Below are 23,122 nucleotides of genomic sequence, written 5' to 3'. Positions count from 1 at the left end.
TCGTGAGAAAAGAGAAGGCCCCGTCGAGTCAACGGGGCCTTTTGCGTTTCAGGGCTTCAACGTCCCTGCATGTCGCCGATGAAATGCCGCGCGTAACGAGCGTTGATATCGGACAGACGGAAGAGCGTGAGGAAGTCGGCGGTGTTGAAATCCGGATCCCATGCCGGCGCGCCGCAAATCCTCGCGCCGAGCCGCAGATAACCCTTCACGAGCGGCGGCGGGCTCACGTTCGCGCCGGTGCGCAACTCCTCGACGGGCAGCGGCGTGTGCGGGAACGCGCGGTACTCAGGGGCGGTGAGCGCATCGGCGGGTAGCGACGTGTAGAGATTCGCGGCGTAATGACCGCCGTCGATCATGCCGACGCTCGCGCAGCCGAGCATCGTCTCATAGCCGTTTTGCATCATGTACGCGGCGAGGCCGCCCCACAGCGACATGATCACCGCGCCGTTGCGATAATCCGGATGCACGCACGAGCGTCCTACTTCGACGAGCTTCGGGCGCAGGTGCGTGAGGCGCGACACGTCGAATTCGCTTTCAGCGTAGAGACGCCCGATGCGCGCCGCCTGATGCGGCGGCAGCACGCGATACGTGCCCACGACCTGCAGCGTGTCGAGATCGCGCACGAGCAGGTGATCGCAATAGGCGTCGAAGGCGTCGACGTCGAGCCCTGCGGGGCCGGACAGACGCGCGCCCATTTCCTCCGAGAACACGCGAAAGCGCAGGCGCTGCGCGTCGCGCAGGGCGTCGTCGTCGCGCGCCCACGCGACTTGCAGGCGCTCGCGGCCCGTGTTCGTTTCCGACGTGCGCGGAAGGTGGCGGCGCGAATCGAGCGAGAGCGATGACGCTCCGAGTTGCAGGAAAGGCGTCGGCAGTTCTTGCATTGGCGTTCCTCGACAGGACGTTGCTGTGGCTTCAAGTCCTCGCCAATGTAGTAATGCACAGTGACGCTCGCATGGCATCGCAATGACGTTTCGATGAAACGACATCCGCATGAACGCGAGCTTACGACGCCTGAAGCAGGTCCGGATTGATGACCGCGCGCAGCACGCTTTGCCCGTCGCCGCCGCGCGTGCGCGACTGGAGCCACCAGATGCCCGACTTCTTGATCGACCAATCCGCTTCGTGGCCCGTCATGAGGAGCGCGGCCACCCGGCCGAGCGTTGGCTGATGCCCGATGACGACGACCGTCTCCGCAATGCCGTCCGGCCAGCCCGCCGCATCGAGCACGGCCTGCGCGCCGTTGCCGGGCGCGAGCGCGTCGACGACGCGATAGCGGTCGCCGAAGGCTTCGGCCGTCTGGATCGTGCGCGTCGCGGGACTGGCGAGCAGCACGGCGTCATCGTCGATGCGCGCCTTCAGCCACTTCGCGATGCCTTGCGCCTGTTTGCGCCCGCGCGGCGTGAGCTGCCGCGCGAGATCGCTCGACGCCTGATCTTCTGCTTCGGCGTGTCGCCAGAGAATGAGGTTCATCGATTGTCTCCGGATGATGAGGTTCGCTTTCGGATGCAGCAGAAAGTTGCGTGCCTGAGTTCGGCATTGCGGACGCGGGTCAGGCACGCTACAATCTGCGGCTCGTCGGAGCGTAGCGCAGCCTGGTAGCGCATCTGATTTGGGATCAGAGGGTCGAAGGTTCGAATCCTTTCGCTCCGACCACGATACACGAAGGGGTTACAAGTTACGGCTTGTAACCCCTTTGTCTTTTCTACGCTCTTCCAGGAGTCTCAATGCGCGCTGTTTCCGCCTTCGCTTGCGCCGTTTTCTTTACGCTCGGTCTCGCCGCCTGTGCGGAGTCTGGCCATCAAAAGCACGAACCGAAAGATCCGCCCGACTACAAGGGCGTGCCGACGGACATGACGCCGCCGTCGATGATCTCCGATCCTGCCAAGCCTCAGTAAGCCCCGCAAAGACGAAGCCCCGATGCGGGCGCACCGGGGCTTCTGACCCGCGCCAACCGTTCGCGCGGAGATACGGCACTTGGGCTGTCGCCAGTCTAGGAATTCGAGCGCGTCACGGCTGTATGCGCTTGTTTCCGTGCGTAACGGGATGCAAGGCGCGCCTCGTGCAGGGATGCAAGAAACCGTAATGCGTAACTCTTTCCGTTTCGGCGATATCGGCGGGATTGATCCAACGAAACATTTGCTGCTCGGGTATCATCGCCCGAACTTGTTGCAAAATGTATCTGTCATGGATCTGCTCTGGATTTTTGCTGCTGTCGCGCCGCTCGCCGTCGCTTCGCTCGTGGCGTTTGCCGCGCATATCGATCCGTTGTCGGGGCATTGGCGCACGTGGGCGCCGAAAGACCGCTGACGGGCGTTACTGCTTGCAGCGGATCACCATCGAACGGTTCTTGATGTTCGCACCGAAGATCCCGCCCACCGTGCCGCCTGCGGTCGCGCCGTTGTCGGCATCCTTCGAAATCACGTCGTAACCGTACGCGCCGCACGTTTCACCCGCCTGCTTGTAGCAGGCCGCCCAGCTCGTCGCCGCGTCGCCGCCGCTGCAGTTGATCGCGAAGCCCGTGTCGCCCGAAGGCAGATAGGTCATCGTCGGGCCGCTCGCGCAGCCGGCCAGCGCGCCGGTGAGCGCGAGAGCCGCGCCGAGCGCGGCAGTGTTGATCCTCATCGTCAATCTCATCGATCTTCCTTAAAGCGGCCGCCGGCTGTCAGCGCGGCGGCAGATAGCGCGCCGGGTCCGTCGAGCGGCCCAAGTAGCGCACTTCGAAATGCAGCATGGTGCGATTGCTGTCGGTGTCGCCCATTTCGGCGATTTGCTGGCCCTGCTGCACGGTCTGGCCTTCCTTCACCAGAAGCACGCGATTGTGGGCGTAGGCGGTCAGATAATCGTCGTCATGCTTGACGATCAGCATGTTGCCGTAGCCGCGCAGACCGTTGCCGGCGTAGACGACATTGCCGCTCGCGGCGGCGACGACGGGCGTGCCCGCCGCATTGGCGATGTCGATGCCCTTCGAGTTCTTGCCGTCGAAGCTGCGAACGACGCTGCCCTGCGCCGGCCACACGAGCGTGACGCCCGGTCCGGCCTTGCTCTGCGAGGACGCCTGCGCGCCGGCTTCGCTCTTCGCGCTGCCCGTTGCCGCCGCACCCGATGAATCCGCGGTGCTCGCGCTGCCCGCAGGCGGCGCGATGCGCAGCACCTGTCCGACCTCGATGGCGTCAGGATTCGCGAGCCCGTTCCAGCGCTTGATGTTCGCGATCGTCGTGCGATTCTCGCGCGCGATTTTGGAAACCGTGTCTCCACGCTCTACACGATAGAAACCCGGCGCGACCGGCCCCGTTCCACAAGCGGCCAACACTGCGATGAGCGATGCGCAGACGAGCCGTCGAATTGTTTTTTGCAAACCTGACCTCGCAAAGCATCGCCGCGAGCAGTGCGAGCACAGCCGCGCGGCGAATCGAAAGGCAGGATTTTACCGTCTCGGGTTTCCCCGGACAGAATGACGCCGCTTCGCCTACGCCTGCTCGCCGACGACGAGCCGCAGCGAAGCCGTCTCCGTCTTGCCCGGCGCGAGCCAGCGCAGGCCGCGCCCGTTGTGGATGGCATCGGGCAGGCCGATCCACGGTTCGACGCAATAGAAGTCCGATGCGTCGGATTCGGTCCAGGTCGTGACCGCGTACCACGGCACGGAATCGGGCTGCTGCAACTCGAAGGCGATCGTGCGCTTGAGGCCCGGCAGATTCAACAGCACCGGTTCGTCGGACTGCCGCGTGAGGCAATGAAACGTATCGACGATGCCCGGATCGGCGAGCGAATAACGCGGCAGGCCGGGCTCGGCTTCGGTGATCGAGCCGTCCGGAAGCTGACGGCGCCGTTCGGTATGCGGCAGCGCGACGCTGCTCTCGCCGCGCTGGCCGTGCGGCAGATGAAAATAGAAGTGATGCCCGGCGTAGTAGGGCAGCGCGACCTCGCCCGGATTCGACGTCGTCAGCTCGACTTCGAGCGTATGGCCGTCGACGATGCGGTACGCCGCCTCGAAGCGGAACGCGAACGGATAGCCGTCGCGGGTGGCGTCGCTGTCGACGAGCGTCATGCGCAGGCCGTGGCCGTCGGCGTCGCGCGTGTGGGAAAAGGGCAGGTTGCGCGCGAAGCCGTGCGTCGGCAGCGCATGCACGATGCCTTCCGGATCGCGCCACTTGCCGATTTCGCCATCGACGAAATGCCGTCCGAGAAACGGAAAGAGCAGCGGATTGCCGCCGCGGATCTTCGCGGGATTGGACCAGTCGGCGGCGTCGGGCCAGTGCACGACGGGCTTGCCGCCGACGCGCCAGGTCATGAGGCGTCCGCCCGCGTGCGGCGCGAGCTGGATGGCGGCGCCGTCGCGCTCGATTTCGATGATGTCGGATTCCGGTGACATGATGGCAGGCGCTCCGTTGGATGGCGAGACGCCGCGCACGCTCCTGAGCGACGCGGCTCAACCTGACGATTCTGCCTTGGAATTCTGTCCGGAAAAACCCTTTGCGGGAAATTGCGACTAAGCAAGGCTTATGCAATATGTTGTTATATGCTCCCTGTGTTGGGAATCAGACGGACAAGGAGTAACCATGGATCTGGCGATGGCAATAGGCGTCGCGATGTTCGGGCTCTTCGGGGCAAGCACGGCGCTTTTCCTCTACAAGCTGAAGGCCTGACGGGCGATCGCCGAATTGCGAGTCCGCGTCCCGTTCGGAGGCGCGCTCGCTTTCGTATTGCCTGTCATCGACTTTCGATAATGCTTCGTTTTGCCGACGATTGACTGTCGGCGCAATTTGTGTGCGGTAAGCGCTTGGCGCTCGATTTAGCCGACGGCATAATCGGTCCCGTTTGCGCGCCGTATCGACTCATCCTTCCTGTTCCACATTCCCTGTCCGGCATCTTTGGCTTCGCGTGACGCGAGGAATGGAACTGCACGGCGCGTCCTCCACCTTCCCCGAAAAAGGACCGACGCGTGACTTTGTGGTTTCTCGTTTTCTTAAGCGTGCTCCAGGGCGTAACCGAGCTCTTTCCTGTCAGCAGCCTCGGGCACACGCTCCTCGTTCCCGGCCTGATCGGCATGCACATCGACAAGCACGCGCCGCAACTGCTGCCGTTTCTCGTCGCGCTGCATCTGGGCACGGCCGTCGCGCTGCTCTGGTATTTCCGTGAACGCTGGATCGCGCTGATCCGCGGCTTCTTCGCGTCGCTCGGCGGACGCAAGAACGACGACGGGCACATGATGTGGGCGCTCATCATCGGCACGATTCCGACGGGCATCGTCGGCTTGCTGCTCGAGAAGCGGCTCGAGGCCATCTTTCACGATCTGCGGATCGTCGCGGCGGCGCTGATCGTCAACGGCGTGCTGCTGTGGCTCGGTGACCGTCTGCAGCGAAGCCGCGCGACGCGGGCGCCGGAAAAGCTCACGTTCAGGCAGGCGTTTCTGGTCGGGCTCGCGCAGATCGGCGCGCTGATTCCGGGCTTTTCGCGCAGCGGCCTGACGATAATCGCGGGCGTGGGCGCGGGTCTCACGGCTGAAGCGGCGGCGGAATTCTCGTTCCTGCTCGGCACGCCGATCATCTTCGCGGCGGGCGTGCTCGAATTGCCGAAGCTCTTTCACGCGCCGGGACAACTCGCCGATTCGGTGCTGGGCGGGGTGCTGACGGGCATCGCGGCGTATCTGAGCGTGCGCTTCCTGATGCGCTACTTCGAAGGCCACGGCAAGCTCGCGTCGTTCGGCGTGTATTGCGTGATCGCGGGAATCTTCTTCCTCGGCTGGTTCATGATGCATCCGCAGCCGATGTGACGAGCCGGGACAAGGGCAGCGGCGAATGAGGTAAAATCGCGATCTCTTCTGATTCGCGGCGGTTTTCGCGGTTGTCTCGCGTCTTACTCGCGTTGCTTCCGCCGCGCGCTCCGGTTCTCCGCCCTTAGCTCAGCTGGATAGAGCAACGGCCTTCTAAGCCGTAGGTCACACGTTCGAGTCGTGTAGGGCGGGCCAAACGGCCTGCACACAGGCAAAAGCCCAGTCTTCCTTCGGCTGGGCTTTTTGCTTTGCGCTCCGCGCAAAGCAAGCAGCGAGGCGCCATCGCCTGGCCCGCTTCCTGCCCGTCCTTCCCCCGCGTGCGCGCCCGATCCCCGCAACTCCGCGCCACACAACGCTTCACAAATTTAACCATCTCGTACAAGCAGACGTGCCGCCCATCGACGGTGCGCCGATGCGTCATCGTGGCGCGCGGTGCGCCACAACGGTGACGGTGCGTACCGCATCGTCGAAAGAGGGTGACTTGAACAATCGAGCATACGAAACCAGCCCGGCGCAATGCTCGCTATGGAATCGCAAGAAGCTGCGCCTGCAACCGGAATCGCGCCGCGTGCTGCTCGCGCTGCCGGAACGCGTGCTCGGCGCATCGCTTGCGTCGCTGTTCGAGCTGAAGGGCTTTCCGGCGCAGCTTGCGGCGGATGTGTCATCGGCCAGAAACATCGTCGAGCAATGGCGTCCGCATGTGCTTTTTCTCGATACGCGCATCGGAGGTTCCGGCAACTACGCGCTGGTGCGGGCGCTGCGCGAAGCCGATGACGACGCCACTCGCCTCATCATCGCGATGAGCGGTTTTCTGCCCGAAGAGCCGATCGCGCATCTCAAGGAAGCGGGCTACGACGGCCATTGCCGCCGTCCGTGTCCCGTATGGCAGATGACCGATCTGCTCGACGAGTTCTTCGCCTGTCACGCGGTCCGCTGACCCGCGCGGACCGCATCGCGCGCGCATACCCGCGCGGGCCGAACACGACGTTGAGCGCGATCATCGCGACGAGGCTCGCGGCGAGCATCATCCACGACATCGAGAAGCCGCCGCTCACGTCGCGCACGATGCCCGCGACGACCGGCGCAATCGCCGCGATCACGAACCCCACGCCCTGCACGAACGCGACGAGCCGCGCGGCCAACGCGGGATCGTCGGCGTGATCGAGCGTCAGCACGAGCGAAAGGGCGAACACACCGCCAAGGCCCGCGCCGAGCAACGCGACGACGGCGAGCGGCGCGGCAAGCGGCGCCACTAGCAACAGCGCGAACCCCGCGAGCTGCGCGGCGAGGCCGAGCGCGATCCACGGACGACGATCCCTGCCGCGTCCGCAACGCGCCGCCGCCATCGGCAACAGCAGCGCGGACGACGCCTGGAACGCCGTGAGCATCGCCAGCAGCGCGCCGCTTTCGGTCACGCCGCGGCCGAGTTGCTGGTAATACGCGGGCATCCACGCGACGAGGCTCGTATAGCCGCCATTGACGAGCCCGAAGAAAATCCCGAGCGTCCACGCGCGACGATTGAGAAAGAGCGACGGCGCGGGCTTCGCGCGGCCCGTCGATGCGACGCGCGGCAACGCATCGGCGCGCATCAGCATCATCCAAGCCGCGAGCGCGATCAGCGCGGGAACAGCCCAGAACGCGAGTCCAGCCTGCCACGTCACGCGCGATGCGACCGCCGGCGTGATGCTCGCGCCGAGCCCGCCGCCCGCCATGATCGATGCGGAATAGAGGCCCATCGCGAAGGGCAGGCGCGCGGGAAAGCGCGTCTTCATCACGCCCGGCAAGAGCGCCTGAATGACGGCGACGCCCGTGCCCGCGATGGCCGCGCTCGCGACGAGCGCCACCGCGTTCCCCGCGACGAGGCGCGCCGCGCACGCCGCGACGATCGCGATGAGCCCGAGCGCCACGCCGCGCGCATTGCCGACCGAGCGTGACAGCGCGCTCGCGCCGAACGCGCACGCGCCCATCGCGACGACGGGCAAGCCGGTCAGCATCGACGCCCCGCGAAACGACAGTCCTGTCGCGTGCAAGATCACGCCCATCAGCGGACTGACGGACGTGAGCAGCGGCCGCAGATTCAGGCCGATCGCGACGATCACCGCGAGCCACGCGACGTTCGATGCTTTCATGCGACTCATCCTCGGTGCGAAATGGTTGACCATTCTATCTATTTTTGGTCAACCAAAAATACGACGAACCGAATAGGGCGCATTCGTACGCGGCGGTGCGCGCTCGCTACAATGCGATTCATCGCAAGCACGGCGGGCATCATGGCATCACGCAAGGACACTTCATCGAAGGACATTTCCGCGGACGAGCGCGTCTACGCGGCAATCGCGTCCGCGCTTTTGCAGGGCAAGCTCGCGCCCGGCGCGCAGCTCGTCGAGCGCGAGCTCGCCGCAGCCTTCGAGTGCACGCGCGGCACGATCCGCAAGGTGCTCGCGCGCCTCGGCGCGGAAGGCAAGCTCACGCTCGAAGCGAATCGCGGCGCGTTCGTGCCGTCGCCGACCGTCGACGACATCCGCGAGGTTTATCGCGCGCGGCTAGTGGTGGAGGCGGGCATCGTCGCATCGCTGTGCGGCGCGTTGAGCGTGAAGGCGTTGCGTGCGTTGCGCGCTCACGTCAAGGCCGAACAGCGCGCGCTGAAAGCGGGGAGCGTCGCGGAATGCGTGCGTCTCGCGGGCCACTTTCATGTGCTCCTCGCGGAACTCGCGGGCGCGCCGGAAGTGGAGGCGTTTCTCGCGAGGCTCGTCGCGAAGACCGAGCTCTACAAGGCGCTTTTCGATCCATCGAAGCTGTCGAACTGCTCATCCGATGAACACGCGCAACTCATCGACGCCCTCGAACAGGGCGATCTCGATGCCGCGCTAACTGCGATGCGTACGCACATCGACGAACTGGAAGCGCGTGTTCTCGCGCAAGCGGGCGCGTCGCGCACGAGCGATCTGGCGACGATCTTCGCGCTCGCGTGATCGTCGGCAAAAAGAAAGGGCCACGGCTTCGAAAGCCGCAGCCCTGTCATTGTTGCGTGCGCGCGATGCTTACTGCGAGAAGTCGAGCGCGTTGGTCAGATCGCCCATCTTCGGCGCGCCGTTCGCCACCAGCGCGGCGTCGCGCGAGGCGAGGCCCGGCAGCGTCGGCAGGTTGAAGCGCTTCGTGATGAAGCGAAGGATCGACGTGGTGTCGTACTGCGTGTGATCGACGAAGCCCTTCTTCGCGTACGGCGAAATGATGAGCGCCGGAATGCGCGTGCCCGGACCCCAGCGATCGCCCTTCGGCGGCGCGACGTGATCCCAGAAGCCGCCGTTTTCGTCATACGTCACGACGACGACCATGTTCTTCCACTGCGGGCTCTTCTGCAAATGCGAGATCAGATCGGCGATGTGCTGGTCGCCCTGCGCGACGTCCGTGTAACCGGCGTGCTCGTTCAGGTTGCCCTGCGGCTTGTAGAACGCGACTTGCGGCAGCGTGCCCGCGTCGATCGCCTTGATGAACTCCGAACCGTTCGTGCCGCCGTCGAGCAAGTGTTGCGCGCGGTTCGCCGTACCGGGCGCGAGATCGGCGAAGTAGTTGAACGGCTGATGATGCGTCTGGAAGTCAGGCACGACGTTGACCGCGCCGTTGATGACCGAGCGGTTCGCGAGCGCCGCCGCCCACGAGCCGCCGTACCACGCCCAACTCACGCCCGCGCTGTTCAGCAGATCGCCGATGTGCTGCTGCGTCTGCGGCGGCAGCGTGTTGGCCTTGGTCGCATCGCCGAGCGCCGGATCGACGCCTGCGGGCGCCGGGTTGCCGCTCGGCTGATACGGCGGCTGCATCGTGTTGACGGCGTAGAAGTCGGGCGTGAGCGTGCCCGAGTTCACGAACTGCGCGTCCGCCGAGCCGGTGAGCGCCGAAGGCGGCGGATTCGTCTTGAGCTTCAGCGACACGCCATCGGCATTCACGGCCGAAATTGAGCCGGCCGCGACGCTCTTGTCCGCGTTCGGATAGATCGGCGTGCAGGCGCAGACGAGCCACTGGTGATTCAGGAACGAGCCGCCGAACGCGCCCATGAAGAAGTTGTCCGCGAGCGTGTATTGCTGCGCGATCTTGTAGAGGGGCAGCTTGTCCGGCGGCGTGTCGTAGTGACCCATCACGAGCGCGCCCGAATCGCCCCACGCGGCGAACTTGTCGTTCTTGCCGCCGTCGATCTGCATCTGATTCTCGTAGAAGCGGTGATACAGATCGCGCGTCGTGACGTTGAGCTGGATGTTGAAGCCCTTCGGATCGTCGATGGCGAACGGCGCGTTCGGCAGATTCGTCGTCATCGCCGCGGTGATCGCGGGCGTCACGCCCGTCGCCGTCAGGCCGGTCCAGATCGTCGGCAATGTCGGCAGAACGCTGCCGTCGCGGTCGAGCTGCTGCGCGCTCGCCGCCGTTACGTTCTGCAGGCCGTTCGCGCCGGGGAAATGCCCGTACAGATTGTCGAAGCTGCGATTTTCCGCGTAGATCACGACGACGTTTTTCACCGAAGAAATATCGCTGCTGTCGTGATGGTCGTCGCCACCGCATGCGTAGAGGCCGAATGCGGCAGTGGCCACGATCGGCACCGCGCAAACGAGTTTCTTGTTCATTGAGGATCTCTCTTGTGTTGGGGACCGGCGCACGGCGCGGCTTCATCGTCGAATGAGTCTTTGCTCGCCGGCGTGCGCAGTGTCGCAACGCAAATTGACGCAACCATGTAATAACGCTTTCGTTTGCGTAATGTTTGCTTAATAAATTTCGCGTAGATGGTTCGATGTGAAAGCGTCGAGGCTTGTCACATGAAAGACACGCAGACGACATACGCTTCGGCATCTTTCGATTCCGCCTCCTACGCCATGTCTTCGATGCGCCTGCCGTTCGTCCTGTGTTCCATCGCGCTTGCCGCGTTTTGGGCGGCGATGAGCGGCTGCGATTCGCACGCGGCGAACGTCGCGGCCAAGACGGTGAATGCGGCCAACGCGGACAACTCGGCGCCGCACGGTCAATCGCGCGCGGAAGTATTCGCGCATGTGAAGCAGATCACCTCGCTCGGCGAGAAGCTTTTCTTCGATCCGTCGCTGTCCGGGTCGGGCAAGCTCGCGTGCGCGTCGTGCCATAGCCCGAGTCATGCGTTCGGGCCGCCGAATGCGCTGTCCGTGCAGCTCGGCGGCAACGACATGCATCAGGCGGGCTTTCGCGCGGTGCCGTCGCTCAGGTACTTGCAGTCGGTGCCTGCCTTCACGCGTCACTTCCACGATTCCGACGATGAAGGCGACGAAAGCGTCGATGCCGGTCCGACCGGCGGCCTGACGTGGGACGGCCGCGTCGATCGCGGATCGGATCAGGCGCGCATCCCGATTCTGTCGTCGTTCGAAATGGGCAGCACGCCGGGCAAGGTCGTCGCGGCGGTGAAGGCGTCGTCCTATGCCGATGATTTCCGCCGCGCGTTCGGCGCCGATGTCTTCGCAAGCGACGACAAGGCGTTCGCGTCGGTGCTGGAATCGCTCGAAGCGTTCGAGCAATCGCCCGACAAGTTCTATCCGTACACGAGCAAGTACGACGCGTTCCTCGCCGGCCGCGCGAAGCTCAACGACGCCGAAATGCACGGCCCGCAACTCTTCAACGACGAGAACAAGGGCAATTGCGCGTCGTGCCACATCAGCCAGCGCGCGAAGGACGGCTCGCCGCCGCAGTTCAGCGACTTCGGCCTGATCGCGATCGGCGTGCCGCGCAACCGCGCCTTGCCGATCAACAAGAATCCGAATTTCCACGATCTCGGCGCATGCGGTCCCGAGCGTCGCGACCTGAAGGGCATGGACGAGTATTGCGGGATCTTCCGCACGCCGTCGCTGCGCAACGTCGCGACGCGCAAGACCTTCTTCCATAACGGCATCTATCATCGTCTGGAAGACGTGGTGCGTTTCTATGTCGAGCGCGACACGAATCCAGAAAAGTTCTATCCGGTGTCGAAGAACGGCGCCGTGCAGAAGTTCGACGACCTGCCGAAGAAGTACTGGGAGAACGTCAACACCGAGCCGCCGTTCGATCGCAAGAAAGGCGACAAACCCGCGCTCGACGAAGCCGAGATCAAGGACGTCGTCGCGTTCCTCGGCACGCTCACCGACGACTACGATCCGGCGAGGGACAAGGACTCGCAAAAGGGCATCGGCATCAACGAAATGAAGTCCGCGCATAACTGAGACAGCGCGGGCGGCGCGGCCCGCGCCTCATGCTATTCTCGTTGCAGCCGACGGCCGGCGCGGTCACCGGCGAAACACCAATGCAACGAGGAGAAACTTCATGCCGATACGAGATCGAGCGTTCGCTCACGCCTCTCTCCGGACGATCGCGGCAGCCGCGCTCGTCGCCGTGAGCGCGACCGCATCCGCCGCCAATCTCGGCTTCCTGAACAACACGCCGATCACCTACATGAAGCAGCGCGACCTGCAGGCGCTCAACAAGGCCGCGCAGATCGCGCTCAACACGAAGCAGGACGGCGAATCGCTCGACTGGAACAACGAGGGCACGGGCAACACGGTCCCGATCAACGGAACGGTGACGCCGCAGGAAACCTTCGAATCCGGCGGCCTCAAATGCCGCAAGGTCACGCTCGTCGCACACGCGAAGGGACAGACGCAAACCTGGATCCCGACCGCATGCAAGCAGAGCGACGGCACGTGGAAACTCAAGAAGCAGTGACGAACCGGGCAAGCGATCGATGACCGCGCGCACCGTATCGTGCGGCGTGGTCATCCTCAACGAACAGGGCGACGTGCTGCTCTGTCACGCGACCGAAACCACGCACTGGGACGTGCCCAAGGGCGCCGCCGATCCGGGCGAAAGCCCGCGCGAGGCGGCGTTGCGCGAGCTCGTCGAGGAGACGGGCATCGTGCTGCCCGCTGAACGTCTGAAGGATCTCGGGCGCTTCGTCTATCGCCGCGACAAGGATCTGCATCTGTTCGCGGTGCGCGTTTCCGCCGAGGAAGTGCAGCTTGAAAATTGCGTGTGCGAATCGTTTTTCCCGCGCTACAGCGACGGCACCATGATTCCGGAGATGGATGCGTATCGCTGGGTCAGTCCGGCGGATGTCGATCAGTTCGCGAGCCGCAGTCTCGCGCGGCTCTTTCAGACCACGCTCTCGCTCGCCGAACTGCACGAGACGCTTTGACCGGCGCGATCAGTCGATCGTGCGGTCGTTGGGATTGGCGAAGAGCGCCTTCATTTCCGGCGACATCGGGAATTGCAGGTTGATGCCGTCGGGCGGAATCGGGCGCATGAACCACGTCTCGTAGAGCTTCGTGGCTTCGCCCGAGCGCTGCATGCCGGCGATCACGTCGTCGACGATGCGCTTGAACACCGGGTCGCCCTTTCTCATCATGCAGCCGTACGCTTCGTTCGCGAGCGATGCGCCCGTCACCGTGTATTCATTGCGCGCCGCGCCTTCCTGCGCGATCTTGCCGTAGAGAAGCGGATCGTCCATCACGAACGCGACCGCGCGATCCGACTTCAGCGCGGCGAACGCCTCCGCATGATCGCGCGCGCTGATGATGCGCAGGTTCAGCTTCCTGTCGATGCTCATCTGCCGCAGCATGCGCTCGTCCGACGTGCCCGCCGTCGTCACGACCGTCCTGTTCGCGAGATCGTCGTAATCGCGGATGCCCGACTTCTTCTTCACGGCCATGCGGATGCCGTACTGAAAAAAGCTGTTCGAGAACGCGACGAGCGGATCGCGATCGGCCACATGCGCGGTCGAGCCGCATTCCAGATCGACCTGATTGTTCACGACATAAGAGATGCGGTTCGCCGACGTGACCATCACGTTCTTGACCGCGAGGTTCGGCATCTTGAGGCGCTTCCTGATGTCGTCGACGACCTTCAGTGCGATGTCGTACGAGTAGCCCACTGGCTGCTGCTTCACCGTGTACGAAAACGGCACCGACGATTCGCGCGTGCCCAGCACGATCGCGCCGTTCTCGGCGATCTTGCGCAGCGTCGCCGACGGCGGCATCTGATCGACGCTGGCTTGGGCCGTCGCCAGTTCGGCGCTCGTGGCGGCACCCGCGCCGGCGGATGCGAACAGCAGCACGGAGGCGAGGGCGGCGCTTCGTTGGGCCCGTGTGCGGCGCGGCGCGAAGGAATGCGACTGCTTCATGTTCTCCTCGTTGGAAGCGGCGTATGGCCGGGCCGCCAGACACGACGAGGGCGCCGCGCGGCGCTCTCGTTGCATCGATGTCAGGCCGGCTTGCCCCAGCTGTCGCGCAGGCTGACGATGCGGTTGAACACGGGCTTACCCGGCTGCGAATCCACACGGTCCGCGACGAAGTAGCCGTGCCGCTCGAACTGGAAGCGGTCTTCGGCGTTCGCATCGCGCGCGCTCGGTTCGAGATAGGCGTTCACGACGCGCTTCGAATCCGGATTGAGCGCGTCGAGGAACTCCGCGCCGCCCGCGCCCGGCTGCGGTTCCTTGAACAGACGGTCGTACAGACGCACCTCGGCCGCATAAGCGCTCGCCGCGCTGACCCAGTGGATCGTGCCCTTCACCTTGTAGTTGTTCGCGCCTTCGGTGCCCGACTTGCTGTCCGGGAAGTAGTTGCAGTGCACTGCGATCACGTTGCCGTTCTCGTCCTTGTCCGCGCCCGTGCATTCGACGATGAAGCCGTACTTCAGACGCACCTTGTTGCCGGGGAAGAGGCGGAAATAGCCCTTCGGCGGCGTTTCCTGAAAGTCCTCGCGCTCGATCCACAATTCGCGCGAGAACGGGAACGTGCGTACGCCGCGATCCGCATGATGCGGATGCACCGGCGCGCTGCATTCCTCGCTCTGTCCTTCCGGATAGTTGTCGATGATGAGCTTCAGCGGATCGAGCACGGCGATCGCGCGCGGCGCTTTCTCGTCGAGATCGTCGCGCAGTGCGCCTTCGAGAATGCTCATGTCGATCCATGAATCGACCTTCGTCACGCCGACGCGCTCGACCATCAAACGAATGCTTTCCGGCGTAAAGCCGCGGCGACGCACGCCGACGATGGTCGGCATGCGCGGATCGTCCCAGCCGTCGACGTGATTGTCCTGCACGAGCTGCAGCAGCTTGCGCTTGCTCGTGATCGCGTAGGTGAGGTTCAGGCGCGAGAACTCGATTTGTTGCGGGAGCGGACGCTGAAACACGCCGTCGTCCGCGAGCTGCGCGAGGAACCAGTCGTAGAGCGGCCGATGATCTTCGAACTCCAGCGTGCAGAGCGAGTGCGTGATGTTCTCGATCGCGTCCGACACGCAGTGCGCGTAGTCGTACATCGGGTAGATGCACCACGTATCGCCGGTACGGTAATGATGCGCGAAGCGGATGCGGTAGATGACCGGATCGCGCATGTTGAAGTTCGGCGACGCCATGTCGATTTTCGCGCGCAGCACGTGCTCGCCTTCCTTGAACTCGCCCGCCTTCATGCGGCGGAAGAGGTCGAGGTTTTCTTCGGGCGAACGATCGCGATACGGCGAGTTGATGCCGGCTTCGGTGGCCGAGCCGCGCGTCGCGCGCATCTCTTCGGCCGTTTGACTGTCGACGTACGCCTGGCCCTTCTTGATGAGCATTTCGGCGTATTCGTACAGCTTGTCGTAGTAGTCGCTCGCGAAATAGCGGTGCTCGATGCCGTTCTTGTTCCAGTCGAAGCCGAGCCATTTCACGGCGTCGATGATCGAATCGACGTATTCGACGCTTTCCTTCTCGGGATTCGTATCGTCGAAGCGCAGATGGCACACGCCGCCGTAATCCGCGGCGAGGCCGAAGTTCACGCAGATGCTCTTCGCATGGCCGATATGCAGATAGCCGTTCGGCTCCGGCGGAAAGCGCGTCTCGACCCGCTGCGACCATTTGCCGGAGCGGTTGTCGTCTTCGATGATGTTGCGAATGAAATTGGATGGCGCCGGAGCGTCGTTGCGATCGGTGTTCATGCGGAAAAAGTGGCAGCGGATGCGCTCGCGCGCGTGATCGGTTCGGGAAGCGCTCGATGAAACTCGAAACGCGTACGAAGGCCTTGAATATTGGGTCGATTCTACCTTACGCAACCGTCCGGGGCAGGCCGCGGCGGCGTATGAGGAAGCGCTCGCGCTTTGTTTCGCCGGGCGGTTCCAGCCGTCGCGCCGTTTCGCGAGTTCCGTTACATGGTTTACGTGCCGCGGCACGCCTCGTAACCGCCGTAACGGGACGTAAATCGCGTTGAAAGGCGCGCGCGCGGGCTCTTAAGATCGGCTCGCCTGCATCGAGCGCGCCGGTTCCGGGGGCACGCTCGAGCGCCAGGCACAACACATCACAACGACAACACAAGGAAGCCCATCATGAAGAAGATCGCCCTCACGACGCTCAAATTCGCCGCCGCAGCCGCGCTCGTATCGAGCCTCGCCGCCTGCGCAAACGTCTCGCGTCAGCAGGCTCACGCGGGCGTCGGCGCGGCCGCCGGCGGCGCGCTCGGGTATCTGGTCACGGGCGGGCCGATCGGCACCGTCGCGGGCGCGGCGGCGGGCGGTCTGATCGGCGCGGGCGTTCGATAAGGGTTCAGATCGCCTTCTTTTCCCGCAATCGCGCGATTTTCGCTTCGTCGTAGCCGAGCACGTCGGCCAGCACGCTCGACGTGTGCTCGCCTAGCAGCGGCGGATGCGTGCGCGCTTCGGGCGGCGTCGCGCTCATCTTGATCGGGCTCGCGACGAGTTTCACGGTGCCGGCCGTCGGATGCGGCAGATCGATCTGCATCCTGCGCGCGAGCACTTGCGGATCCTCGAATACTTCGCCGAGATCGTTGATCGGCCCGCACGGCACGCCCGCCGCCTCGAGCTCGGCGATCCATTCGTGCTTGCCTTTCAGACGCACCATGTCCGCGAGAATCGGCACGAGCATGTCGCGGTTGCGCACGCGCGACGGATTCGCCGCGAAACGCGCGTCGTCGGCCAGCTCGGGGCGTCCGCCCGCTTCGACGAACTTGCGGAACTGCCCGTCGTTGCCCACCGCGACGATGATCCAGCCATCGCTCGTCTGGAAGGTCTGATACGGCACGATGTTCGGATGCGCGTTGCCCCAGCGCACCGGCGGCTTGCCGCTCGCGAGAAAATTCGTGTTCATGTTGGCGAGCATCGCGACCTGCACGTCGAGCAGCGCCATGTCGATGTATTGGCCCTCGCCCGTGCGGTCGCGGTGCGCGAGCGCGGTGAGCACGCCGATGGTCGCGTACATGCCGGTCATCAGATCGGCGATCGCCACCCCCGCTTTCTGCGGACCGCCGCCGGGCTGGCCGTCGCGCTCGCCGGTGATGCTCATGAATCCGCCGATGCCCTGCACGATGAAATCGTAGCCCGCGCGCGACGCGTACGGCCCCGTCTGCCCGAAGCCCGTCACCGAGCAATAGACGATGTCCGGCTTCACGGCCTTCAGCGACTCGTAGTCGAGCCCGTACTTCTTCACTTGCCCGGCCTTGTAGTTTTCGAGGACGACATCGCTTTGCGCGGCCAGCTCGCGCACGATCTGCTGGCCTTCGGGCGTGGCGATATCGACCGTCACCGAGCGCTTGTTGCGGTTCGCCGCGAGGTAGTACGCGGCTTCGTGCGTGTCGTTGCCCTCGGGCGTCTTGAGGTAGGGCGGGCCCCAGTGACGGGTGTCGTCGCCGGTTCCGGGCCGCTCGATCTTGATGACGTCCGCGCCGAAGTCGGCGAGCGTCTGCGCGCACCACGGTCCCGCCAGCACGCGGGTCAGGTCCAGCACGCGGATATGGCTCAAGGCTCCCATCGATGTGTCTCGCTACGTTGTGTCTCCGGAGTGCGACTGTCGCACAGAACCGCGGCGTGCGCGATAGCGCGGGCGTCCGCATCGCCCGGGCGCGCGCGGCGAATCCCGTATAATCGACAATCACCCTTGTTCCGCCGGCAGCCTGCGAAATCAGCTGCCCGCGGGCGCCATCAAAGAACCGAAGACACGCCCCGTACGCTATGAAAGCCGCCGAAATACGCGAGAAATTCCTGAAGTTTTTCGAATCGAAGGGCCATACGATCGTGCGTTCGTCGAGCCTCGTGCCCGGCAACGACCCGACGCTGCTCTTCACCAACTCGGGCATGGTCCAGTTCAAGGACGTGTTCCTGGGCAGCGAATCGCGTCCGTATTCGCGCGCGACGACCGCGCAGCGCAGCGTGCGCGCGGGCGGCAAGCACAACGATCTGGAGAACGTCGGCTACACCGCGCGGCATCACACGTTCTTCGAGATGCTCGGCAACTTCTCGTTCGGCGATTACTTCAAGCGCGACGCGATTCACTACTGCTGGGAACTGCTGACGAAGGTCTACAACCTGCCGGCGGAAAAACTCACGGTCACGGTCTATCAGGAAGACGACGAAGCTTTCGATATCTGGGCGAAGGAAATCGGCGTGCCGGTCGAGCGCATCATCCGCATCGGCGACAACAAGGGCGCCCGTTACGCATCGGACAATTTTTGGCAGATGGCCGACACCGGCCCGTGCGGTCCGTGCTCCGAAGTGTTCTACGACCACGGCCCGGAAATCTGGGGCGGCCCGCCGGGATCGCCCGAAGAAGACGGCGACCGCTTCATCGAGATCTGGAATCTCGTGTTCATGCAGTTCAATCGCGACGCGCAAGGCAACATGACGCCGCTGCCCAAGCAGTGCGTCGATACCGGCATGGGCCTCGAACGTCTCGCCGCGGTGCTGCAGCACGTGCACAGCAACTATGAGATCGACCTGTTCCAGAATCTCATCAAGGCCGCGGCGCGCGAAACGAACACGCCGGATCTGGAAAACAACTCGCTGAAGGTGATCGCGGACCACATCCGCGCATGCTCGTTCCTGATCGTCGACGGCGTCATTCCCGGCAACGAAGGCCGCGGCTACGTGCTGCGCCGCATCGTGCGCCGCGCGATCCGTCACGGCTACAAGCTCGGCAAGAAGGGCGCGTTCTTCCACAAGCTCGTCGCGGATCTCGTCGCGGAAATGGGCGCGGCGTATCCGGAACTCACCGATGCGCAACAACGCGTGACCGACGTGCTGCGTCAGGAAGAAGAGCGCTTCTTCGAGACCATCGAGCACGGTATGTCGATCCTCGAAGGCGAACTCGCCGATCTCGAAAAGAAGGGCGTGAAGCAACTGGACGGCGAACTCGCGTTCAAGCTGCACGACACCTACGGCTTCCCGCTCGACCTCACGGCGGACGTGTGCCGCGAGCGTGGCGTGACCGTCGACGAACCCGCGTTCGACGACGCGATGGCGCGTCAGCGCGATCAGGCGCGCGCGGCCGGCAAGTTCAAGCTGGCGGCGGGCCTCGAATACTCGGGCGCGAAGTCCACGTTCCACGGCTACGAAAAGGAAATCTTCGACGACGCGAAAATCCTCGCGTTGTACGTCGAAGGCGCATCGGTCAATGAAGTGAAGGACGGCCAGCAAGCGGTCGTCGTGCTCGATCACACGCCGTTCTATGCCGAATCGGGCGGCCAGGTCGGCGATCAGGGCGTGCTCGCGAACGCAAGCGTGCGCTTCGCCGTCGCGGACACGCTGAAAGTGCAGGCCGATGTCGTCGGTCATCACGGCACGGTCGAGCAGGGCACGCTCAAGGTCGGCGACGTCGTGAAGGCGGAAATCGACGGCGTGCGCCGCGCCCGCACCGCGCGCAATCACTCGGCCACGCATTTGATGCACAAGGCGCTGCGCGAAGTGCTCGGCGGTCACGTGCAGCAGAAAGGCTCGCTCGTCGATGCGGACAAGACGCGCTTCGACTTCGCCCACAACGCGCCGATGTCGGACGAAGAAATCCGTCGCGTCGAGCAGATCGTCAACAACGAGATCATCGCGAACGCGCCGGGCGTCGTGCGCGTGATGCCGTACGACGACGCGGTGAAGGGCGGCGCGATGGCGCTCTTCGGCGAGAAATACGGCGACACCGTGCGCGTGCTCGATCTCGGCTTCTCGCGCGAGCTGTGCGGCGGTACGCACGTGCAGCGCACCGGCGACATCGGCTTCTTCAAGATCGTGATGGAAGGCGGCGTGGCGGCGGGCATTCGCCGCGTCGAGGCGATCACCGGCGACAACGCCGTGCGCTACGTGCAGGAACTGGATCAGCGCATCAATGCGGCGGCGGGCGTGCTGAAGGCGCAACCGTCCGAACTCACGCAACGCATCGCGCAGGTTCAGGAGCACGTGAAGTCGCTGGAGAAGGAACTGGGCGCGCTGAAATCGAAGCTGGCGGCGAGCCAGGGCGACGAACTCGTCTCGAAGGCCGTCGATGTTTCCGGCGTGCAGGTGCTCGCCGCGCAACTCGAAGGCGCGGACGTGAAGACGCTGCGTGAAACCGTCGACAAGCTCAAGGACAAGCTCAAGAGCGCGGCGATCGTGCTCGCGTCCGTCGATGGCGGCAAGGTCAGCCTGATCGCGGGCGTGACGCCGGACGCGTCGAAAAAGGTGAAGGCGGGCGAGCTCGTCAATTTCGTCGCGCAGCAGGTCGGCGGCAAGGGCGGCGGCCGTCCCGACATGGCGCAGGCAGGGGGCACGGAACCGGCCAATCTGCCGGCCGCGCTGGCCGGCGTGACCGGATGGGTGCAGCAGCAGCTTTAAGCGTTCATCGCTTCTGACAAAACGGCTCGATCTGACGAAGATCGGGCCGTTTTTCTTTACACGCTGTCAGGTATGGCGCGTGCGTCTTCCCGTGAAGTTCCATCAACACAAGGGAGACGACATATGAATCGCAGACTCGCATCGATCATTCTGGCTTCGACGATGCTCGCAGCAACGGGCGCCGCGCAGGCGAAGGGCTGTCTGAAGGGCGCGGCGGTCGGCGGCGTCGCGGGACATGTCGCGGGCGGACATGGCACCGCGGGCGCGATCGGCGGCTGCGCGATCGGCCATCACGAAGCGAACAAGAAGGACAAGCAGGCGCAACAGGCGCAGCAGGCCAACGCCGCGAGCGCGCCGAACACCAAGTAGGCGCACGCGGTTCGGAAGGCGATGAACCGCTAAAATGGCCCGATTGCCGGCGCGCGCGATGACGTTCGATGTCTTAGCGTCCGCGCGCGCCGCGTTCAAACCGGCCATCACAGCGACCCCATGACAGCGCCCACGGACCCGATCCAACACTTCGCCTCCGACAACTACGCAGGCATCTGCCCGGAAGCGCTCCAAGCGCTGATCCAGGCCAACACGAGCGGCCACGAACCCGCCTATGGCGACGATTCGTGGACCACGCAAGTCTGCGACCGCATCCGCAACCTCTTCCAGACCGATTGCGAAGTCTTTTTCGTCTTCAACGGCACGGCGGCGAATTCGCTCGCGCTCGCGTCGCTCTGTCAGTCGTATCACTCGGTGATCTGCCACGAACTCGCGCATATCGAAACCGATGAATGCGGCGGCCCCGAATTCTTCTCCGGCGGCTCGAAGCTGCTCACCGCGAAGGGCGAGAACGGCAAGCTCACGCCCGACGCGATCGAGGAACTCGTCACGAAGCGCTCGGATATCCACTATCCGAAGCCCAAGGTCGTCTCGCTTACGCAGGCGACGGAAGTCGGCACCGTCTACACCGTCGAGGAGATCCGCGCGATCGCGGCCATCGCCAAGCGGCGGCATCTGAAGATCCACATGGACGGCGCGCGTTTCGCGAACGCGGTCGCGACGCTGAACGTGCATCCGTCGGAGATCACGTGGCGCGCGGGCGTCGATGTGCTGTGCTTCGGCGGCACGAAAAACGGTCTGCCGGTGGGCGAGGCGGTCGTGTTCTTCGACAAGGCGCTCGCCGCCGATTTTGCCTATCGCCTGAAGCAGGCCGGGCAACTCGCCTCGAAGATGCGCTTCATTTCCGCGCCGTGGCTCGGTCTGCTCGACGACGACGTCTGGCTGCGCAACGCGCGTCACGCGAACGCGATGGCATCGCTGATGGCCGAGCGCCTCGCCGGCATTCCGGGCGTGTCGCTGCTCTTCAAGCCCGAATCGAACGCGGTGTTCGCGGAGTTGCCGGCGCACGTCGCGGCGGCGCTGCGCGCGAAGGGCTGGCGCTTCTATCAGTTCATCGGCTCGGGCGGCTGCCGTCTGATGTGCGCGTGGGATACGCAGCGGGGGACCGTCGAGCGCTTCGTCGATGAAGTGCGCGCCTTGTCGGCGTCGATCTAACCCCGATTGACACTTCCGGCGTGCGGTTTCAACATGGCCGCACCTCTTTTATCGACGCTGACGCCATGGCCTTCATCTTCTATCTGACCCACATTCATCTCGGCTACGACGCGCTACAGACGCTGCAAAGCGAATGCGCGCGCATCGGGATGAAGCGTCCGCTCGTCATCACCGATAAAGGCGTGAAGGCAGCGGGGCTTGCCGATCGCGTGATCGAAAGCGCGCGGCTCGGCGCGCTGCCGGTGTTCGACGACACGCCGTCGAATCCGACCGAAGCGATGGTCATGCAAGCCGCCGCGCAATACAAGCGCGAAGGCTGCGACGGCCTGATCGCGGTGGGCGGCGGCTCATCGATCGATCTGGCGAAGGGCGTGGCGATTGCCGCGACGCACGACGAGCCGCTCACGACCTACGCGACGATCGAAGGCGGCAGCGGCAAGATCACCGAGCGCGCGGCGCCGCTGATCGCGGTGCCGACCACGTCGGGCACGGGCAGCGAAGTGGCGCGCGGCGCGATCATCATCCTGAACGACGGGCGCAAGCTCGGCTTCCATTCGTGGCATCTGCTGCCGAAATCGGCGGTCTGCGATCCGTCGCTCACGCTCGGCCTGCCGCCGTCGCTCACCGCCGCGACCGGCATGGACGCGATCGCGCATTGCATCGAAACGTTTCTCGCGCCCGCGTTCAATCCGCCCGCCGACGGCATCGCGCTCGATGGACTCGAACGCGCGTGGGCCAACATCGAGCGCGCGACGCACGACGGCCAGGACCGCGACGCGCGTCTGAATATGATGTCCGCGTCGATGCAGGGCGCGATGGCGTTCCAGAAGGGCCTCGGCTGCGTGCATTCGCTGTCGCATCCGCTGGGCGGGCTGGCGGTGAACGGACGCACGTCGCTGCATCACGGCACGCTGAACGCGGTGGTCTTGCCTGCCGTGCTGCGCTTCAACGAAAGCGCGCCGACGGTCGTCGCGGACCGGCGTTTCGGGCGCATGCGCCGCGTGATGAATCTCCCCGATAACGCCGATGTCGCGCAGGCCGTGCACGACATGACCGCGCGCCTCGGCCTGCCGACGCGTCTGTCGCAGATGGGCGTCGACGAAAGCATGTTCGACAAGGTCGTGAAGGGCGCGCTCGCGGATCACTGCCACAAGACGAACCCGCGCGAGGCGAGCGCCGACGATTATCGACGCATGCTGATGGAGTCTCTCTGAG

General features: G+C 64.5%; 23 protein-coding genes and 2 tRNA genes. 15 read left to right on the top strand and 10 right to left on the bottom strand.

Features of this window, described 5'->3' with window-relative positions:
* Positions 1-56: 56 nt before the first annotated feature.
* Positions 57-881: a GNAT family N-acetyltransferase gene (locus NCS67_RS08705; RefSeq protein WP_008342022.1), complete on the bottom strand. Its 825-nt coding sequence runs from the start codon at positions 879-881 to the stop codon at positions 57-59.
* Between the two features lie 121 nt (positions 882-1,002).
* On the bottom strand, positions 1,003-1,470 hold the full coding sequence (locus NCS67_RS08700; RefSeq protein WP_034474269.1) for a SixA phosphatase family protein: 468 nt from the start codon (positions 1,468-1,470) through the stop codon (positions 1,003-1,005).
* A gap of 106 nt (positions 1,471-1,576) precedes the next feature.
* Here NCS67_RS08700 and NCS67_RS08695 point away from each other — a divergent pair.
* The 3 genes from NCS67_RS08695 (at position 1,577) to NCS67_RS08685 (ending at position 2,307) form a co-directional block, all read left to right on the top strand.
* Positions 1,577-1,653, top strand: a tRNA-Pro gene (locus NCS67_RS08695).
* Between the two features lie 71 nt (positions 1,654-1,724).
* Positions 1,725-1,895 carry a hypothetical protein gene (locus NCS67_RS08690; RefSeq protein WP_167561874.1) on the top strand — a complete coding sequence of 57 codons (171 nt, stop codon included), beginning with the start codon at positions 1,725-1,727 and terminating at the stop codon, positions 1,893-1,895.
* Between the two features lie 187 nt (positions 1,896-2,082).
* Entirely contained in the window at positions 2,083-2,307 is a 225-nt protein-coding gene (locus tag NCS67_RS08685) for a hypothetical protein (RefSeq protein ID WP_250434945.1), read from the top strand.
* Positions 2,308-2,313: 6 nt separating this feature from the next.
* On the opposite strand, the gene NCS67_RS08680 is transcribed toward NCS67_RS08685, so the two are convergent.
* From NCS67_RS08680 to NCS67_RS08670, 3 genes are all read right to left on the bottom strand, one after another.
* Positions 2,314-2,634: a hypothetical protein gene (locus NCS67_RS08680; RefSeq protein WP_008342014.1), complete on the bottom strand. Its 321-nt coding sequence runs from the start codon at positions 2,632-2,634 to the stop codon at positions 2,314-2,316.
* A gap of 28 nt (positions 2,635-2,662) precedes the next feature.
* A complete protein-coding gene (locus tag NCS67_RS08675; protein ID WP_250434943.1) occupies positions 2,663-3,355 on the bottom strand; it encodes a peptidoglycan DD-metalloendopeptidase family protein in 693 nt (230 codons plus the stop codon).
* Between the two features lie 111 nt (positions 3,356-3,466).
* Positions 3,467-4,369, bottom strand: a complete 903-nt coding sequence (locus NCS67_RS08670; protein ID WP_250434941.1) for an aldose epimerase family protein — start codon at positions 4,367-4,369, stop codon at positions 3,467-3,469.
* Between the two features lie 570 nt (positions 4,370-4,939).
* Between NCS67_RS08670 and NCS67_RS08665 the strand changes: the two genes are divergently transcribed.
* The 3 genes from NCS67_RS08665 (at position 4,940) to NCS67_RS08655 (ending at position 6,707) form a co-directional block, all read left to right on the top strand.
* Positions 4,940-5,770: an undecaprenyl-diphosphate phosphatase gene (locus tag NCS67_RS08665; RefSeq protein WP_250434939.1), complete on the top strand. Its 831-nt coding sequence runs from the start codon at positions 4,940-4,942 to the stop codon at positions 5,768-5,770.
* Positions 5,771-5,888: 118 nt separating this feature from the next.
* Positions 5,889-5,965 (top strand) — tRNA-Arg (locus tag NCS67_RS08660).
* Positions 5,966-6,251: 286 nt separating this feature from the next.
* Positions 6,252-6,707 carry a response regulator gene (locus NCS67_RS08655; RefSeq protein WP_063828766.1) on the top strand — a complete coding sequence of 152 codons (456 nt, stop codon included), beginning with the start codon at positions 6,252-6,254 and terminating at the stop codon, positions 6,705-6,707.
* Here NCS67_RS08655 and NCS67_RS08650 read toward each other — a convergent pair.
* Positions 6,607-7,899, bottom strand: a complete 1,293-nt coding sequence (locus NCS67_RS08650; RefSeq protein ID WP_250434937.1) for a cyanate transporter — start codon at positions 7,897-7,899, stop codon at positions 6,607-6,609. The genes NCS67_RS08655 and NCS67_RS08650 overlap by 101 nt on opposite strands.
* 141 nt (positions 7,900-8,040) lie before the next feature.
* Here NCS67_RS08650 and NCS67_RS08645 point away from each other — a divergent pair, with 141 nt between their 5' ends.
* On the top strand, positions 8,041-8,742 hold the full coding sequence (locus NCS67_RS08645) for a GntR family transcriptional regulator (protein ID WP_250434936.1): 702 nt from the start codon (positions 8,041-8,043) through the stop codon (positions 8,740-8,742).
* Between the two features lie 69 nt (positions 8,743-8,811).
* Here the strand turns inward: NCS67_RS08645 and NCS67_RS08640 are convergent, their stop codons facing one another.
* A complete protein-coding gene (locus NCS67_RS08640; protein WP_008342003.1) occupies positions 8,812-10,383 on the bottom strand; it encodes an acid phosphatase in 1,572 nt (523 codons plus the stop codon).
* A gap of 246 nt (positions 10,384-10,629) precedes the next feature.
* Between NCS67_RS08640 and NCS67_RS08635 the strand changes: the two genes are divergently transcribed.
* From NCS67_RS08635 to NCS67_RS08625, 3 genes are all read left to right on the top strand, one after another.
* A complete protein-coding gene (locus tag NCS67_RS08635; RefSeq protein ID WP_250434934.1) occupies positions 10,630-11,973 on the top strand; it encodes a cytochrome-c peroxidase in 1,344 nt (447 codons plus the stop codon).
* A gap of 100 nt (positions 11,974-12,073) precedes the next feature.
* Positions 12,074-12,472 carry an RT0821/Lpp0805 family surface protein gene (locus NCS67_RS08630; RefSeq protein WP_008342001.1) on the top strand — a complete coding sequence of 133 codons (399 nt, stop codon included), beginning with the start codon at positions 12,074-12,076 and terminating at the stop codon, positions 12,470-12,472.
* A gap of 19 nt (positions 12,473-12,491) precedes the next feature.
* Positions 12,492-12,941 (top strand): NUDIX hydrolase, encoded by a 450-nt coding sequence (locus NCS67_RS08625; protein WP_008342000.1) that lies wholly within the window; start codon positions 12,492-12,494, stop codon positions 12,939-12,941.
* A gap of 9 nt (positions 12,942-12,950) precedes the next feature.
* Here the strand turns inward: NCS67_RS08625 and NCS67_RS08620 are convergent, their stop codons facing one another.
* Together NCS67_RS08620 and NCS67_RS08615 are read right to left on the bottom strand one after the other, a co-directional pair.
* The gene (locus NCS67_RS08620; RefSeq protein ID WP_244807460.1) at positions 12,951-13,925 is read right to left on the bottom strand and encodes a transporter substrate-binding domain-containing protein; all 975 of its coding nucleotides are present in this window, start codon (positions 13,923-13,925) and stop codon (positions 12,951-12,953) included.
* Between the two features lie 80 nt (positions 13,926-14,005).
* Positions 14,006-15,715 (bottom strand): glutamine--tRNA ligase/YqeY domain fusion protein, encoded by a 1,710-nt coding sequence (locus tag NCS67_RS08615; RefSeq protein WP_175982534.1) that lies wholly within the window; start codon positions 15,713-15,715, stop codon positions 14,006-14,008.
* Positions 15,716-16,099: 384 nt separating this feature from the next.
* On the opposite strand from NCS67_RS08615, the gene NCS67_RS08610 reads away from it, so the two are divergent.
* Complete coding sequence (locus NCS67_RS08610) at positions 16,100-16,312, top strand: hypothetical protein (protein WP_008341996.1); 213 nt, start codon at positions 16,100-16,102, stop codon at positions 16,310-16,312.
* A 4-nt stretch (positions 16,313-16,316) separates the two neighbouring features.
* Here the strand turns inward: NCS67_RS08610 and NCS67_RS08605 are convergent, their stop codons facing one another.
* Positions 16,317-17,537, bottom strand: coding sequence for a CaiB/BaiF CoA transferase family protein (locus tag NCS67_RS08605; protein ID WP_250434933.1), 1,221 nt, complete (start codon positions 17,535-17,537; stop codon positions 16,317-16,319).
* A 200-nt stretch (positions 17,538-17,737) separates the two neighbouring features.
* On the opposite strand from NCS67_RS08605, the gene alaS reads away from it, so the two are divergent.
* From alaS to gbd, 4 genes are all read left to right on the top strand, one after another.
* Positions 17,738-20,362, top strand: coding sequence for an alanine--tRNA ligase (gene alaS, locus NCS67_RS08600; RefSeq protein ID WP_008341992.1), 2,625 nt, complete (start codon positions 17,738-17,740; stop codon positions 20,360-20,362).
* Positions 20,363-20,485: 123 nt separating this feature from the next.
* Complete coding sequence (locus tag NCS67_RS08595; RefSeq protein ID WP_008341990.1) at positions 20,486-20,731, top strand: hypothetical protein; 246 nt, start codon at positions 20,486-20,488, stop codon at positions 20,729-20,731.
* 141 nt (positions 20,732-20,872) lie between these two features.
* Positions 20,873-21,907 (top strand): threonine aldolase family protein, encoded by a 1,035-nt coding sequence (locus NCS67_RS08590; RefSeq protein ID WP_033537101.1) that lies wholly within the window; start codon positions 20,873-20,875, stop codon positions 21,905-21,907.
* A gap of 65 nt (positions 21,908-21,972) precedes the next feature.
* Positions 21,973-23,121 (top strand): 4-hydroxybutyrate dehydrogenase, encoded by a 1,149-nt coding sequence (gbd, locus tag NCS67_RS08585; RefSeq protein ID WP_250434932.1) that lies wholly within the window; start codon positions 21,973-21,975, stop codon positions 23,119-23,121.
* The last annotated feature ends 1 nt before the right edge of the window (position 23,122 follow it).

It is taken from the genome of Caballeronia sp. ATUFL_F2_KS9A (assembly GCF_023630765.1).
Lineage (GTDB): Bacteria > Pseudomonadota > Gammaproteobacteria > Burkholderiales > Burkholderiaceae > Caballeronia > Caballeronia zhejiangensis.
This window is presented reverse-complemented; position numbering and strand designations above follow the sequence as displayed.

Excerpts from the sequence above, each read along its gene's own strand:
- NCS67_RS08705 (WP_008342022.1), bottom strand. The coding sequence starts at position 881 with ATGCAAGAACTGCCGACGCCTTTCCTGCAACTCGGAGCGTCATCGCTC.
- NCS67_RS08700 (WP_034474269.1), bottom strand. The coding sequence starts at position 1,470 with ATGAACCTCATTCTCTGGCGACACGCCGAAGCAGAAGATCAGGCGTCG.
- NCS67_RS08690 (WP_167561874.1), top strand. The coding sequence starts at position 1,725 with ATGCGCGCTGTTTCCGCCTTCGCTTGCGCCGTTTTCTTTACGCTCGGT.
- NCS67_RS08685 (WP_250434945.1), top strand. The coding sequence starts at position 2,083 with ATGCGTAACTCTTTCCGTTTCGGCGATATCGGCGGGATTGATCCAACG.
- NCS67_RS08680 (WP_008342014.1), bottom strand. The coding sequence starts at position 2,634 with ATGAGATTGACGATGAGGATCAACACTGCCGCGCTCGGCGCGGCTCTC.
- NCS67_RS08670 (WP_250434941.1), bottom strand. The coding sequence starts at position 4,369 with ATGTCACCGGAATCCGACATCATCGAAATCGAGCGCGACGGCGCCGCC.
- NCS67_RS08650 (WP_250434937.1), bottom strand. The coding sequence starts at position 7,899 with ATGAAAGCATCGAACGTCGCGTGGCTCGCGGTGATCGTCGCGATCGGC.
- NCS67_RS08645 (WP_250434936.1), top strand. The coding sequence starts at position 8,041 with ATGGCATCACGCAAGGACACTTCATCGAAGGACATTTCCGCGGACGAG.
- NCS67_RS08640 (WP_008342003.1), bottom strand. The coding sequence starts at position 10,383 with ATGAACAAGAAACTCGTTTGCGCGGTGCCGATCGTGGCCACTGCCGCA.
- NCS67_RS08635 (WP_250434934.1), top strand. The coding sequence starts at position 10,630 with ATGTCTTCGATGCGCCTGCCGTTCGTCCTGTGTTCCATCGCGCTTGCC.
- NCS67_RS08630 (WP_008342001.1), top strand. The coding sequence starts at position 12,074 with ATGCCGATACGAGATCGAGCGTTCGCTCACGCCTCTCTCCGGACGATC.
- NCS67_RS08625 (WP_008342000.1), top strand. The coding sequence starts at position 12,492 with ATGACCGCGCGCACCGTATCGTGCGGCGTGGTCATCCTCAACGAACAG.
- NCS67_RS08620 (WP_244807460.1), bottom strand. The coding sequence starts at position 13,925 with ATGAAGCAGTCGCATTCCTTCGCGCCGCGCCGCACACGGGCCCAACGA.
- NCS67_RS08615 (WP_175982534.1), bottom strand. The coding sequence starts at position 15,715 with ATGAACACCGATCGCAACGACGCTCCGGCGCCATCCAATTTCATTCGC.
- NCS67_RS08610 (WP_008341996.1), top strand. The coding sequence starts at position 16,100 with ATGAAGAAGATCGCCCTCACGACGCTCAAATTCGCCGCCGCAGCCGCG.
- NCS67_RS08605 (WP_250434933.1), bottom strand. The coding sequence starts at position 17,537 with ATGGGAGCCTTGAGCCATATCCGCGTGCTGGACCTGACCCGCGTGCTG.
- alaS (WP_008341992.1), top strand. The coding sequence starts at position 17,738 with ATGAAAGCCGCCGAAATACGCGAGAAATTCCTGAAGTTTTTCGAATCG.
- NCS67_RS08595 (WP_008341990.1), top strand. The coding sequence starts at position 20,486 with ATGAATCGCAGACTCGCATCGATCATTCTGGCTTCGACGATGCTCGCA.
- gbd (WP_250434932.1), top strand. The coding sequence starts at position 21,973 with ATGGCCTTCATCTTCTATCTGACCCACATTCATCTCGGCTACGACGCG.